The 13,654-nt window shown below is 67.6% G+C and carries 11 protein-coding genes; 3 read left to right on the top strand and 8 right to left on the bottom strand.

The genetic code is table 11. From position 1 onward, the window contains the following. Window positions 1–27: 27 nt before the first annotated feature. The 5 genes from L0C25_RS15455 to L0C25_RS15435 all read right to left on the bottom strand — a co-directional run bounded on the left by L0C25_RS15455 (window position 28) and on the right by L0C25_RS15435 (window position 5,480). A complete protein-coding gene (locus tag L0C25_RS15455) occupies window positions 28–177 on the bottom strand; it encodes a hypothetical protein (protein WP_271632570.1) in 150 nt (49 codons plus the stop codon). 137 nt (window positions 178–314) lie between these two features. Next, window positions 315–1,295, bottom strand: a complete 981-nt coding sequence (locus L0C25_RS15450; RefSeq protein ID WP_271632569.1) for an electron transfer flavoprotein subunit alpha/FixB family protein — start codon at window positions 1,293–1,295, stop codon at window positions 315–317. Next, window positions 1,292–2,065: an electron transfer flavoprotein subunit beta/FixA family protein gene (locus tag L0C25_RS15445; protein ID WP_271632568.1), complete on the bottom strand. Its 774-nt coding sequence runs from the start codon at window positions 2,063–2,065 to the stop codon at window positions 1,292–1,294. The genes L0C25_RS15450 and L0C25_RS15445 overlap by 4 nt, the downstream gene beginning before the upstream one ends. Before the next feature lie 2 nt (window positions 2,066–2,067). After that, the gene (locus L0C25_RS15440) at window positions 2,068–4,578 is read right to left on the bottom strand and encodes a GcvT family protein (RefSeq protein WP_271632567.1); all 2,511 of its coding nucleotides are present in this window, start codon (window positions 4,576–4,578) and stop codon (window positions 2,068–2,070) included. 98 nt (window positions 4,579–4,676) lie between these two features. Beyond that, window positions 4,677–5,480: an IclR family transcriptional regulator gene (locus L0C25_RS15435; protein ID WP_271632566.1), complete on the bottom strand. Its 804-nt coding sequence runs from the start codon at window positions 5,478–5,480 to the stop codon at window positions 4,677–4,679. A gap of 49 nt (window positions 5,481–5,529) precedes the next feature. Between L0C25_RS15435 and purU the strand changes: the two genes are divergently transcribed. Further along, the gene (gene purU, locus L0C25_RS15430) at window positions 5,530–6,396 is read left to right on the top strand and encodes a formyltetrahydrofolate deformylase (RefSeq protein WP_271632565.1); all 867 of its coding nucleotides are present in this window, start codon (window positions 5,530–5,532) and stop codon (window positions 6,394–6,396) included. A gap of 170 nt (window positions 6,397–6,566) precedes the next feature. Next, window positions 6,567–7,325, top strand: a complete 759-nt coding sequence (locus tag L0C25_RS15425; RefSeq protein ID WP_271632564.1) for an IclR family transcriptional regulator — start codon at window positions 6,567–6,569, stop codon at window positions 7,323–7,325. A 79-nt stretch (window positions 7,326–7,404) separates the two neighbouring features. Here the strand turns inward: L0C25_RS15425 and L0C25_RS15420 are convergent, their stop codons facing one another. Then, window positions 7,405–8,268 (bottom strand): methylenetetrahydrofolate reductase, encoded by an 864-nt coding sequence (locus L0C25_RS15420; RefSeq protein WP_271632563.1) that lies wholly within the window; start codon window positions 8,266–8,268, stop codon window positions 7,405–7,407. A gap of 212 nt (window positions 8,269–8,480) precedes the next feature. Between L0C25_RS15420 and L0C25_RS15415 the strand changes: the two genes are divergently transcribed. After that, window positions 8,481–9,785: a glycine cleavage T C-terminal barrel domain-containing protein gene (locus tag L0C25_RS15415; RefSeq protein ID WP_271632562.1), complete on the top strand. Its 1,305-nt coding sequence runs from the start codon at window positions 8,481–8,483 to the stop codon at window positions 9,783–9,785. A gap of 100 nt (window positions 9,786–9,885) precedes the next feature. On the opposite strand, the gene betT is transcribed toward L0C25_RS15415, so the two are convergent. Together betT and betA are read right to left on the bottom strand one after the other, a co-directional pair. Continuing rightward, on the bottom strand, window positions 9,886–11,931 hold the full coding sequence (gene betT / locus L0C25_RS15410; RefSeq protein WP_271632561.1) for a choline BCCT transporter BetT: 2,046 nt from the start codon (window positions 11,929–11,931) through the stop codon (window positions 9,886–9,888). Next, window positions 11,928–13,646 (bottom strand): choline dehydrogenase, encoded by a 1,719-nt coding sequence (betA, locus tag L0C25_RS15405; protein WP_271632560.1) that lies wholly within the window; start codon window positions 13,644–13,646, stop codon window positions 11,928–11,930. The genes betT and betA overlap by 4 nt, the downstream gene beginning before the upstream one ends. Between the last annotated feature and the right edge of the window lie 8 nt (window positions 13,647–13,654).

Here is a 13,654-nt window from a genome sequence, read left to right as displayed (position 1 = left end):
GTGACCCGGCCCTTGACAACGAACTGCTCACCCGACGAGACGCGATAGTCGGTCGCCTTGATGCTCGCGTTCGGTAGCTGGGGGGGCGTCGGCGTTCGACGCGGGCGCGAGCAGGCCGGCGGCAAGGGCGGCGGCCGCGACCGGCACCACACCGAGGACAAGGCGGTTCTTGGGCATGGGACTCCTATGCGGGATGTGATGACGTGGAGCGGCACCGACCCGAGTCGTCGTACCGCCCGAATCCTACGACGCACAACCCCCGAATCGGGTTGCCCGAGGCGAATGGCAACGGAGTCGTTATGCGAGCGCCGACCTCACGTCGTACGCCGACGAATCTCGTCGTTGATTGCGGGTACGATCTCGTGCAGATCGCCCACGATCGCGTAGTCAGCGCGAGTCACCATGGGCGCGTCCTCGTCGCTGTTGATCGCCACGATCGTCTTCGCGCTCTGGCATCCGGCCCAGTGTTGGATTGCGCCGCTGATCCCGCACGCGATGTAGACGTCGGGCGCGATCCGGCTGCCCGTCTGGCCCACCTGTTCGTGGTGCGGTCGCCAGCCGAGACTGGTCACGACCCGCGAGACGCCGAGCGCACCGTCGAGCAGGTCGACGAGCTCGAGCAGGTCGCCGAAGCCGTCTGCAGAGCCCGCTCCTCGCCCTGCCCCGACCACGACCCGAGCACTGGTGAGCGCCGAGGTGTCATCGCCCTCGGCCTGTTCGGTACGTACGACCCGACCGACCAGATCGCGATCGGCCAGTTCGGGCTCGTACGCGACGATGTCGGGCTCGGTCGGTGACGCGGCCGCGGCGGGCTCGACGGCGTGACCGGCGACGGACAGCACCGCGATGTCGCCGGCGAGCCGCATCTCCTCGAGCGCCGACCCGCCGAGCACCTGCCGAGCCACGACGAGCGGGTCGGAGTCGCTGACCGACACGACGTTCGCGGCCATGACTACATCGAGTCGGACGGATACGTGGGCCAAGACCTCGTTGCCACGGGGCGTGCCCGACGCGACCACGAGGCCACTCGCCGGCGCGACCTCGGCCACCGCAGCCGCCCACGCGGCCGCGGCGTACGAACCGAGCCGGTCGGAGTCGGCGTGATGGACCCGCGAGACTCCCTGCGCACCGAGCTCGCGAACGACGGCCTCACGCTCGTTGCCGAGCGGGCCGACAACCACCGCCTCGACGGCGGCATCGCCGGTGCGCGTCGACAGCTCCCGAGCGAAGGTCAGCGCCTCCCGCGACGTCAGCGTGACGCCGTCTGCCTCGGTTTCGACAAGGACGAGGATCATCGCGTGACCACTCCGATCTCGGTCAGGATGTCGACGAGTGCCGGTGCCGCCTCCGGGCCTTGCCCGAGGACCTCCACCGCGCTCGGCTGCTCCGGCGGCAGCTTCAGGCGTACGCGCGCATTTCCGACCGGCTCGCCCGTTGGCGTGATCGTCTCGATCGGCGCCCGCTTCGCCTTCATCCGGCCGGGGATGGACGGATAGCGCGGCTCGACGCCACCCTCCTGCACTGCGACGACTGCCGGCATCGGCAGCTCGAACACCTCCGTGCCGGCGGGCCCCGCGCCGCGCGCGACTACCGTGTCATCGACGATCTCGATCGTCGAGATGCCAGTCAGTACTGGCCTTTCGAGCGCGTAGGCGAGGCGTACGCCGACCTGGAAGTCGCCCGTGTCGGCAGCGTCGTTGCCGAGCAGGATCAGGTCGTACGTCGTACCCGCTGCCGAACGTTCGGAGACGACCGCGGCGATCGCCGCGGCCACATCGGCCGGGCCGTACGTCGATGCATCGGCCTCGATCAGCGTTGCGTCCGCGCATCCGACCGCGAGAGCGTCGCGGAGCTGCTCGACGGCATCATCGGATCCGAGCGTGAGTACGCTCGCCGCGCCGTCGGTCGCCTGCGCGGTCTGGACCGCCAGCTCGATCGCACACTCCTCGTGCGCGCTGACGGTGTGCCCGAGCTGGTTCGCGTCGACGGACTGCTCGTCGGCGGTGAGGGCGATCGAGCCGGCAGTGTCGGGCACGCGCTTCACACACACCAAGACATTCACCATCGTCAGCTCCGGATGCGGTCGTTGTCGGGATCGAACAGCGGGGTGGCGTCGTTCGCCGCGACGGTCACCGGATAGCGCTCGCCGAGGTACTCGACCGAGAGCGACTCCCCGACGACCGCGCGGTCGGGCGGCAGGTACGCCATCAGGATGTGCTTGCCGATCGACGGTGCCGACGCGGCCGAGGTGACGTACGCGCGGTGGCCGTGCCCGTCGATGAGCGACTCGCCGTCAGCACTCAGGATCGGCTCACCGCCGAGCATGTACCGCTTCGTACCGTCCGCGGACGTGTGGTCGTCGACGGTGAGCGAGCACAGCACCGAGACCGGGTCCTCCGAACGCTGCTTGACGTACGCCTCCCGGCCGATGAAGTCGGCCTCCTTGACCTTCGGGCGCAGCATGCCCGCCTCGGCGAGGTTGCGCTCGGTGTCGAGCTCGGCGCCGTGCGCGCGATAGCCCTTCTCCATGCGGCCAGTCGCGGTGTAGACGCCGATGCCCACCGGTACGAGGCCATGGGGCTGACCCGCTTGATGCACGGTGTCCCACAGCTTCGCGCCCGACTCGATCGGTACGTACAGCTCCCAGCCCAGCTCGCCGACGTACGAGATGCGCGACGCGAGCACCGACAGGGAGCCGACCTCGATCGTGTGGCAGCGGCCGAACCGGAACCCCTCGTGGCTGATGTCGGCGTCGGTCAGCTCGCCCAGGATGTCGCGCGCACGCGGACCCCAGAGTCCGATCGTCGTGTAGGCAGAGGTGCGGTCGACGACCTGCGCGGCCTCGCCCGCGTGGTCGCGGAACCACTTGAGGTCGACCATGCCGGGAGCGCCACCGGTGACGACTCGGAAGTGGTCGTCGGCCAGGCGCATGATGGTCAGGTCGGAGCGAATGCCGCCGCGCTCGTCGAGAATCGGGGTGTAGACGACACGTCCGGGCACGACGTCCATCTGGGCGAGCGCGATGCGTTGCACAGCGTCGAGTGCGCCCGTGCCGACGACGTCGAAGATGGCGAATGCCGAAAGGTCAACCATGCCTGCGCGTTCGCGCATCGCGAGATGCTCGGCGTTGATGATCGGCGACCACCAGCGCGCGTCCCACTCGGCCGCCCGCGGCATCACGGCATCGCCGTACTCGCTCAGCAGGCCGGCGTTCGACTCGTACCAGTGCGGGCGCTCCCATCCGACGGCCTCGAAGAACATCGCTCCGAGCTCTCGCTCGCTCTGGTGCATCGGCGAGAGTCGTACCTTGCGGTCGCTCTCCCACTGCTCCGACGGGTGCACGATGCCGTACGTCTTGTTGAATGCCTCGCCGGTACGCGCCTTGACGTGGGCGCGGGTGCGCTGATGCGGGTAGAAGCGCGCGATGTCGGTGCCGTGCGCGTCGTACTCGGGGTTGCCGTCGGTCATCCACTCGGCGAGCAGGCGCCCGACCCCTGGCCCCTCCTTGACCCAGACCGCTGCTGCCGACCAGAGTCCGCGTACCTCAGGGCTCTCACCGAGGATGGGTGCACCGTCAGGTGTCAACGACAGCAGGCCGTTGATCGCGTATCTGATTTCGACCTCGGGGTTTCCGAGCACCTCGGGCATGAGTTCCAGCGCCTGCTCGAGCTGCGGGTCGAAGTCCTCGGCGGTGAACGGCAGCTCGGTCGGCGACAGTTTCGCCTGCTCGATCGAGGGGATCGTCTCCGCGTCGTGCAGGATCGGTCGGTGCGCGTACGACCCGACCTCGAGGTCGCTGCCATGCTGACGCTCGTAGCAGAACGTGTCCATGTCGCGGACGATCGGGAAGGAGATCTCACCGGACCTCTCGGCCAGCTGCGGTACGGGCCCGACGCTGATCATCTGGTGCACGGCGGGGGTGAGGGGGATCGATGCACCTGCCATCGCGGCGAGCTTCGGACTCCACACGCCGCAGGCGACAACGACCGTTGAGGTCTCGATGTCGCCGCCGCTCGTACGTACGCGGGCGATCTCACCCGCCTCGGTGTCGATGCCCGTCACCTCGACGGTCGAGACGACCTGCACGGCGCCGAGCTCCTGCGCGTTCTCACGCATGAGGGTCCCGGCGCGTACGGAGTCGACGACACCGACGCTCGGCGTCCAGAACGCGCCGACGATGACCGATGGGTCGAGGTACGGCACCTTCTCGACCACCTCGGCCGGTGAGACGAGCTCGGATGGGATGCCCCACGCCTGGGCCGACGACATTCGGCGACGGAGCTCCTGCATCCGCTCCTCGGTGCGCGCGACCTCGTACCCGCCGGACTCGGTGAACACGCCGAGCTCCTGGTACTGGCGCACGCTGTCGAGGGTCAGATCGGTGATCTCGCGGGAGTGGTCGACCGGGAAGATGAAGTTCGAGGCGTGCCCCGTCGACCCGCCGGGGTTGGGAAGCGGGCCCTTGTCGATCTGCACGATGTCGCGCCAGCCGAGCCGGGCGAGATGGTGGACGAGGCTGTTGCCGACGATGCCGGCGCCGATGACGACGACCCTCGCGGAGGCGGGAACGGTGGCCATGTGCGACCTTCCTACGAAGCGACTTGTTTCATACTACGCAACTCGGAGCGTTATGCGAAACACTCTCCCCGAATCGTCGCTCCCCTCCGAATCCCCTGTCAAGCACTTCCCGGCGAGAGGCGCCAGCCGAGGCGGGCGGAGATCTCCTCGGCGGCCGCGACCACGTGCTTGCGGGCCGCGTCGACCTTGTCCGCGTCGAAGCGGAAGGTCGGCCCCGAGACCGAAAGGGAGGCGACGACATCGCCGTGTGCGTTGCGAAGTGGCGCGGCGACAGCGGTGAGCCCGATCTCGAGCTCGTCGGAGACGACCGAGTAGCCGTCCGCGCGTACCTCCGCGACCTCGGCGAGCAGGGTCGTGTGGTCGGTGACCGTCTTCGGCGTGTACGCGGCGAGCTTCCGTCCGGTCTCCCGGCGGATCTGGTCGTCTGTGAGCCCCGACAGCAGCGTCTTTCCGTTCGACGTGGCGTGCAGCGGGATGCGCTGGCCGACCCAGTTGTGCGACGACTGCACCGAAGACGAGCCCGCGACCTGGTCGAGGTACAGCGCCGCGCCCTCGCTCAGTACGGCGATGTTGACGGTCTCGCCCGTTTCGATCGCGAGCGTTCGCGCCTTGGGCCGAGCCTCCTGTACGACGTCGAGGCGTGCCGTCGTCGCTCCCGCGAGGCGCAGGATGCCGAGTCCGAGCCGGTACTTCCCTCGGTCGGAGTCCTGCTCGACGAGCTCGCGCGCCTCGAGCGCCGACACCAGCCGGAACGCCGTCGACTTGTGTACGCCGAGCTCCGCTGCGATCTCGGTGACGCCGGCCTGGCCGGCGTGCGCGAGCACCTCGAGGACACTGATCGCCCGGTCGACCGACTGGACCGCACTCGGACGCGACGGCGCGCCAGCATTGTTGTTGCTCATACCGAAACCCTAGTGCAGAATGCTCAACAATTTCGTAAGGAGTCTTCCCATGGCAGCCGCTCCCGCTCCTGTGCCCAGCTACGTCCTCGTACTGTCATGTACCGACCGGCCGGGCCTCGTGCACGCCGTCACCGGATTCCTCGTCCAGCACGGCGCGAACATCATCGACTCCCAGCAGTTCGACGACCGGATGGCCGGGTCCTTCTTCATGCGCGTGCACTTCGAGGTCGAGCACGCTGCATTGGAGCAGCTCCGCGACAGCTTCACCGGCGTCGCGACCACGTACCAGATGACCTGGAACCTCTTTCCCGCGGACGAGCCCTATCGCACGCTCGTACTCGTGTCGCGGATCGGCCACTGCCTGAACGACCTGTTGTTCCGCCACCAGGCCGGCGCGCTCAACATCGAGATCCCGGCGGTCGTGTCGAACCACCGCGACTTCGAGCGGCTCACCGCGACGTACGACGTGCCGTTCCACCACATACCGGTCGGCGCCGACAACAAGTACGAGGCGGAGGCGGCGCTGCTGGAGCTGATCGACGAACTCGACATCGACCTGGTGGTACTGGCGCGGTACATGCAGGTGCTGTCGGACGACGTCTGCAAGCGGCTGTCCGGGCGGATCATCAACATCCACCACTCGTTCCTCCCCAGCTTCAAGGGCGCGAAGCCGTACCACCAGGCGCATGACCGCGGGGTGAAGCTGATCGGCGCCACGGCGCACTACGTCACGGCCGACCTCGACGAAGGCCCGATCATCGAGCAGGGAGTGACCCGCGTGCACCACCGCATGACGCCGGACGAGCTCGTGCAGGCCGGCCGCGACGTGGAGTCGAACGTGCTCGCGCGCGCCGTGCGCTGGCACACCGAGACGCGGTTGCTGCTCGATGGTTCCCGCGTCGTCGTGTTCGACTGAGCGGGGAGTCGCGTAGCGAGGGACGTGACCAGACGTACCGACCGGCGGGGCGCGCGGACGAGCGAACGTACGCGCGTACCATTGGTACGCACACCCGACCCGTCCCGGCGCTGCGGCATGCCCGCCCCGGGCACGCGAGCGAGGGGCGTACCCGACCGAGAAGGCATTGCATGAGTCACGGCACCCAGTCGATCGATCGCGCGGCGGAAGTGCTGTCGCTCGTCGTTCGCTCGGAGGAGCCTGTCACGTACACGCAGGTCGTCGAGATGACCGATCTCGCGCGGTCGACGGTTTCACGCCTGCTGCAGGCCCTCGAGCGCAACGGCCTGCTCGAGCGCGACAAGGACGGCCGGTTCCGCGGTGGCGTGCTGTTCGCGCAGTACGCGGCGCGCTTCGACCGGGTCGAGTCGCTCGCGGCGGCCGCGGAGCCCGCGCTCGAGCGGGTCGGCGAGGAGACCGGCGAAACGGTCAATCTCGGCGTGCCCAGCGGCGACACGGTCGTGCATGTCGCCCAGGTCGACTCGACGTTCGTCCTCGGCGCGACGAACTGGGTCGATGTCGAGGTGCCGCCGCACACGTCCGCACTCGGCAAGGTGATGTACGCGTTCGAGGCGCTGCCGATGCCGCGCGGACGCCTGCAGGGACGTACGCAGAACACGCTCACGTCGCGGGCCGCACTCGATCGCGATCTGCGCGGTGTGCGCGAGCTCGGGTACGCCGTGACGCATGGGGAGTTCGAGGAGGGTCTCGACGCCGTCGCGGCTCCCGTACGCGGGCCCGACGGCACTGTGCACGCGGCGATCGGCATCTCCGGGCCGTCGCTTCGCCTCGCGGAGGAGCATCGCCGCTACGGCGAGCTGCTGGTGGCCGAGTCGGACATGCTCGCCAAGGTGCTCTCACGTCGCCTGCGCAAGAACGTCCCGAGCTGACCCACCCGCCCCCGTGGGCATGACGTTTCAGGCCATTCTTTCGCGACAACAGCGGCCGAAACGTCATGCCCAGGGCGGCTCAGCGGGCGACCGCGAGGCCCTCCAGGCGCGCCGCCCACTGTCGCCGCCACTGCTCCGTCGCGGCGACCTGGTTGAACGTGAAGATGTGCAGGCCCTCGACGTTCGCCTGCGGCTGTGCGATCAGCGGCGTGATCCGCTCGATGAAACGCTGCGGGTTGTAACCGCCGGGCGTAGCGATGCGCGCGAACGTCGACTTGTTCTTGGCGAGGAACCGGGTCGACTCACCGACGCCGATCTTGCCCGCCATCGACAGCAGCTTGGCGCGTTCGACCCGGCCCGGCATCCCGATCAGTAGCGGCATCGTCGTGCCACGGGTACGGATCCGATGCACCCACGACGTCAGCACGGCGGGGTCGAAGCACAGGTTGCTCACGACATGGGTCGCGTAGTCACGTTTGTCCCACATCGCCTGGATGGTGATGTCGTCGTGAATCGTCGGATGCGACTCGGGGTAGCCCGCGATGCCGACGTGTCGGAACGGCGCGGCCATCGCGGAGAGGTCGCGGAGCAGGTCGAGCGAGGACGCGTACGGTCCGGTGGGCGGCGTCGCGTCGCCAGCCGGGACGAACACGCTGTCGATGCCGGCGGCGACGAGCCGAGCGACGATCTCCTCGAGCTCCGCTCGGCTCCCGATCATCCGCGCTGCGAGATGCGGCACGGCGCGATATCCCATCCGCTGCAGGGATTCAGCCACATCGACGGTCGCACCGAGGCCAAGACTCATCGATGCGGTCACGGTGAGGGTTCGCCCCAGGGGCACGTGTTGGAGGACCTGTTCCGAGATGGACTTGGTCGGCAGGATCTCGTACCTCGCCGACTCCAGCAGCTCGCGTACGAACGCGGCTTCCGATCTGTTCCGCATGGTCGATCTCTTCCCTTGCGACACGCTGGTCGGACAAAGAGGCGAAGCCCTTGCTCCCGATGCCTCTTCAACTCTACACTCATAATATGGGAATCGAGTTCCATAATCTAGAACATAAAGCCAGCGACACGGACCCGTTCCCAATGAAGTGCACATCGGCTCTCCGGACGTCGTGGTCCGGCGAGTTCCCAAGAGCGTCGGGAGAAAGCCCCATGAACTACAACGTCCCCTCGGTCGACCAGAGCGACCGGCGCGTACCCATCAACCTTCGGCAGTCCGGGCCGACGCCGGTCGAGACCCTGATCGACACGCGCGTACGCAAATCCCCCTATTGGGAGCTGTCCATGCAGGCGGGTTGCTGGCGTGCGTCGGTGTACAACCGCATGTACCACCCTCGTGGGTACGTACCCCGCGAAGAGGGCGGCATGATGGCCGAGTACGACGCGCTCGTCAACGATGTGACGCTGTGGAACGTCGCCGTCGAGCGACAGATCCAGGTGAAGGGTCCCGACGCCGAGGCCTTCGTCAACTACGTCATCACCCGCGACGCGACGAAGATCCCGCCCATGCGCGCGCGGTACGTCATCCTGTGCAACGAGGAAGGCGGAATCCTCAACGACCCGGTGCTGCTGCGCATCGCCGAGGACGAGTTCTGGTTCAGCCTGTCCGACACCGACCTGATGCTCTGGCTGCAGGGTGTCAACGTGGGAAGGCGATTCGACGTCGACATCGCCGAGATCGACGTATCGCCCGTGCAGATCCAGGGGCCGAAGTCGGTCGACCTGATGGTCGACCTCGTCGGTCCGGCCGCGCGAGACATCCCGTCGTACGGCCTGATGGCATCGGCCGTCGGTGGCTGCGACGTGATCATCTCGCAGACCGGGTTCACCGGCGAGAAGGGCTACGAGATCTACCTGCGCGACGCGACGCAGTACGCCGAGCAGATGTGGACCGCCGTCCTCGAGGCGGGCGAGCGACACAACCTCAAGGTCGTCGCGCCGTCGCATCATCGTCGGATCGCGGCGGGAATCCTCTCGTGGGGCCAGGACATGGACTTCGAGACCCTGCCGTTCCAAGTCAACCTCGCGTACCAGGTGCCGCGCAAGAAGGCCGCCGACTACATCGGCAAGGCCGCTCTGGAGGCCGCACGCGACCGGCTCGAGGCCGGCGACCCGCCGTTCACGCACAAGCTCGTGGGGATGAAGCTCGCCGGCAAGCCGATCGACGACTACGCGCCGGACTTCTGGCTGATCAGCGCGATCGAGGGCGGCGAGCCGATCGGGTACGTCACCTCGCCGTGGTACTCCCCCGAGCTTGGCACCAACATCGCGATGGGGCACGTACCGATGTCGCTGACCGAGCTCGGCACGGAGCTGTGGATCCATCTCCCCGACGAGTACGCCGAGACGCCGGGTGAGCCCGTCCGCGCCGAGGTCGTCGAGATGCCGTTCCGCCCGTCGGTCAACCCCAACCAGCGTGAGCTGCTGAAGCAGAAGGGCCTCGACGCGGCCGTCTGACCACGGTGAGGAGAGAGTTCTGGCCCGGTGAGGAGAGAGTTCCGGCCGCGCGGCGGGGCCGGGATCCTCTCCTCACCGGGCCAGAACTCTCTCCTCACCGTTACTGGCCGAGGCGGAGGAACTCCAGGTGGCGCTCGTACTGGTCGAGCATGTCGTCGATCAGCTGCATATGGCTGTAGCCCATCACGTCATAGCCCTGGCCGCCCTCGCCGAGATGCACCTCGACGCGTGAGTACGTCCGCTCGCCGTCGCCGTTCGTCCGGTACGCGGGCAGCTCCGCCTGCAGTGGAACGAGCCGGTAGCGGAACGTCTGGTCGTCCGCACTGAGCTCGACCTCGAGCTCGACATGCGTCGGCGACTCGCTGTCGCCGGCCGTGTGACAGGTGGCCTCGACCCCGTGCTCCGCGAGCTCCTCGCGTACTTCACGCATGGCCGGTAGCGCAGTGTCACTGAGGAAGGTCGAGACCTCTGCCGTGTCGGCGAACGTCATCGCCCGCCGCAGCCGCTCCTGCCAGAAGCGGCCGACCTTCGATCCGGGCGCTCCGTCGTGGTGAACGCGGCCCGACAGCTGCGCCGGCAGGATCGCGGCGCGACTGTCCTCACGGTGCCCCTCGACCCGCAGTGCCTTGTACAGCCCGAACATCAGCAGCACCATCACGAACGCGAACGGCAGCCCCATCACCACGGTCGCGTTCTGCAACGCGATGATCCCGTTGTCTCCCACACCGAGCATCGCGATGGTGAGGAGCCCGGTGATGGAGGCCCAGAAGATCCGCAGCCATGGTGGGGCGTCGGACCGCGGCGTACGCCGGAACGTCGTCAGGTTGCCCATCACCAAGGCACCGGAGTCCGCAGACGTCACGTAGAACAACAGCCCGACGATGATCGCCACGCCGGCGATGAACGGGAACCACGGATAGTCCCGTAGCAGCTCCCAGAGCCCGCTCGCGGGATCGGCAGCGGTCGCGGCACCGAAATCGGCGTCGCCGCCACGAACCCTGTCGAGCGCGGCGTTGCCATAGATGGACACCCACATCAGGATGTACGTGAACGGGATGATCATCGTGCCGGTGACGAACTGGCGGATCGTACGCCCGCGCGAGATCCGGGCGAGGAACATCCCGACGAAGGACGCCCACGCGATCCACCATGCCCAGAAGAACAGCGTCCACAGGCTCATCCACTCCGGCTGCGGGTCCTGCGCGAACGTCTCCATCGTCATGCCCGGGAACTTGCTGACGAAGTCGCCGGTGTTCTCGACGAGGGCATTCAGCAGAAACTGCGTACGCCCGGTGACGACGATGAAGAACGCGAGCCCGAGTGCGAGGATCACGTTGAGCTGCGACAGGAACTTGATGCCCTTGTCGACGCCGGATACGGCCGACGCCGACGCCGCGACGACCGCCACGACGACCAAACCGATCTGGGCCGCCTTGCCCTGCTCGATCCCGAACAGCTCATCGAGCCCGTAGTTGATCTGGGCGACGCCGATTCCGAGCGACACGGCGATGCCGAAGATCGTCGCGATCACGGCGGCGAGGTCGATGCCGTCGCCGAGCGGACCGTAGATGCGCTTACCGAAGATCGGATAGACCGCGGAGCGAATGCTCAGCGGGAGGTTCATCCGGAACGCGAAGTACGCGAGGGCGATGCCCATCAGCGCGTACATGCCCCAGCCGGTGATGCCGTAGTGGAACAGCGTCCACACCGTCGCTTCGCGTGCGGCGTCGACCGACTCGGGTTCGGCGGTCGGAGGAGCGAGGTACTGCGTGACCGGCTCCGAGACGGCGAAGAACATGATGTCGGTGCCGATGCCCGCGGCGAACAGCATCGACGCCCAGGAGAACATCCCGAAGTCGGGCGTCGAATGCTCCGGGCCGAGCTTGACCTTGCCGTATCTCGAGAATGCGAGCAGCACGACGAAGACCACGAACACGGTGGCGATCAGGACGTAGAACCATCCGAACGACTCCGTCACCCAGGTGAGTAGGTCGCCGAGTCTGACGGCAGCCGACTCGGGGTCGATGATCGCCCAGAGCGCGATGGCGATGATGCAGATCGACGATCCGACCAGCACCGGCCAGTTCGGGCGTACCTCCGGCTCGTCGGGTTCCCTGGTCACCTCGGCGCGCTCGGTAACGCTCATCGCGGGGGCTCCCTCCTGCCGGCAGTCGGCATCTCGTTGCGTGGGTCCCCCGGTGGGTACAGCGGTGACTCGTCACGATAGCGGTAGTACGGGACATCGAGCGGCTCGAGCGGCGTATTTCCCGCGATCAGGTCGGCCGCCTTCTCGGCGAGCATCATGATCGGCGCGTAGATGTTGCCGTTGGTGATGTACGGCATCGCAGACCCGTCGACGACGCGCAACCCGTCGACACCGTTGACCCGCATGGTGTTCGGGTCGAGAACGCTCAGCTCGTCGGTGCCCATCTTCGCGGTGCACGACGGGTGGAGGCACGTCTCGGCGTCGCGCGCGACCCAGTCCAGGATCTCTTCGTCGGTCTCGACGTCTGACCCGGGAGAGATCTCCCCGTCGTTGAACGGGTCCAAGGCAGGCTGGTTCAGGATCCGCCGCGCCGCACGCACCATCTCGGTCCACTCGCGACGGTCGGTCTCGGTCGACAGGTAGTTGAACCGCAGCGCCGGCTTCTCGTACGGGTTGGCGCTCTTGACCAGTACGTCACCGCGACAGTCCGAGTACATCGGCCCGATGTGCACCTGGTACCCGTGCTCGGCCGCCGGTCGCGACCCGTCGTACCTGATCGCGATCGGCAGGAAGTGGAACATCTGGTTGGGGTAGTCGACCCGGTCGTTGCTGCGGATGAACCCGCCGGCCTCGAAGTGGTTGCTCGCGCCGACACCGCGACGCGCAAGCCACTCCAACGCAACGCGTGGCTTGTGCCGGTGCTTGAGCCATGGCGCTATCGATACCGGCTGCTTGCTCGCGTACTGCATGTAGACCTCGAGGTGGTCCTGCAGATTGGAGCCGACACCGGGCAGGTCGACGAGCGGGTCGATGCCGACCGAGCGCAGATGCTCTGCGGGTCCAATACCGGCGAGCTGCAGGATCTGCGGCGTGTTGATCGCGCCGCCGCACAGGATCACCTCGCCGGCGGTCACCGAGCGGTGCAGCCGGCCGCCGCGCACGTAGTCGACGCCGACGACGCGCTTGCCGTCGAACCGCAGACCCGTGACGTGGGCGAGCGTCTCCACCGTGAGGTTCTTGCGACCCATCACGGGATGGAGGTACGCGCGCGCCGCACTCAACCGGCGACCGCGATGGACGTTGCGGTCGAACGGGGCGAACCCCTCCTGCCGGTAGCCGTTGACGTCATCGGTGCGCGGGTAACCGGCCTGCTCGGTGGCCTCGAGGAACGCGCCGAACAACGGGTTCGTCGCCGGCCCGCGCTCCAACACCAGCGGCCCGCTACCGCCGCGCCAGGCATCGGCGCCGGCCAGGCAGTTCTCCATCCGCTTGAAGTACGGCAGACAGTGCGCGTAGTCCCACGACTCCATGCCGGGGTCGGCCGCCCAGCGTTCGAGGTCCATCGGGTTGCCCCGCTGGAAGATCATCCCGTTGATGCTGCTCGACCCGCCGAGCACCTTGCCGCGTGCGTGGTAGACGCGGCGCCCACCCATGTACGGCTCGGGCTCCGACTCGTACTTCCAGTCGTAGAGCCGGTTGCCGATCGGGTACGGCAGCGCCGCCGGCATGTGGATCAGGGGATCGAGCTTGAAGTCGCTTCGTCCCGCCTCCAGTACCAGCACGCTGACCGACGAGTCGCCGCTGAGCCGGTTGGCGAGCGCCGAGCCGGCCGAGCCACCGCCCACGATCACGATGTCGAATGCATCTTTGGTCACGCTCGGTC

The sequence above is a fragment of the Solicola gregarius genome (assembly GCF_025790165.1).
Taxonomy (GTDB): domain Bacteria; phylum Actinomycetota; class Actinomycetes; order Propionibacteriales; family Nocardioidaceae; genus Solicola; species Solicola gregarius.
This window is presented reverse-complemented; position numbering and strand designations above follow the sequence as displayed.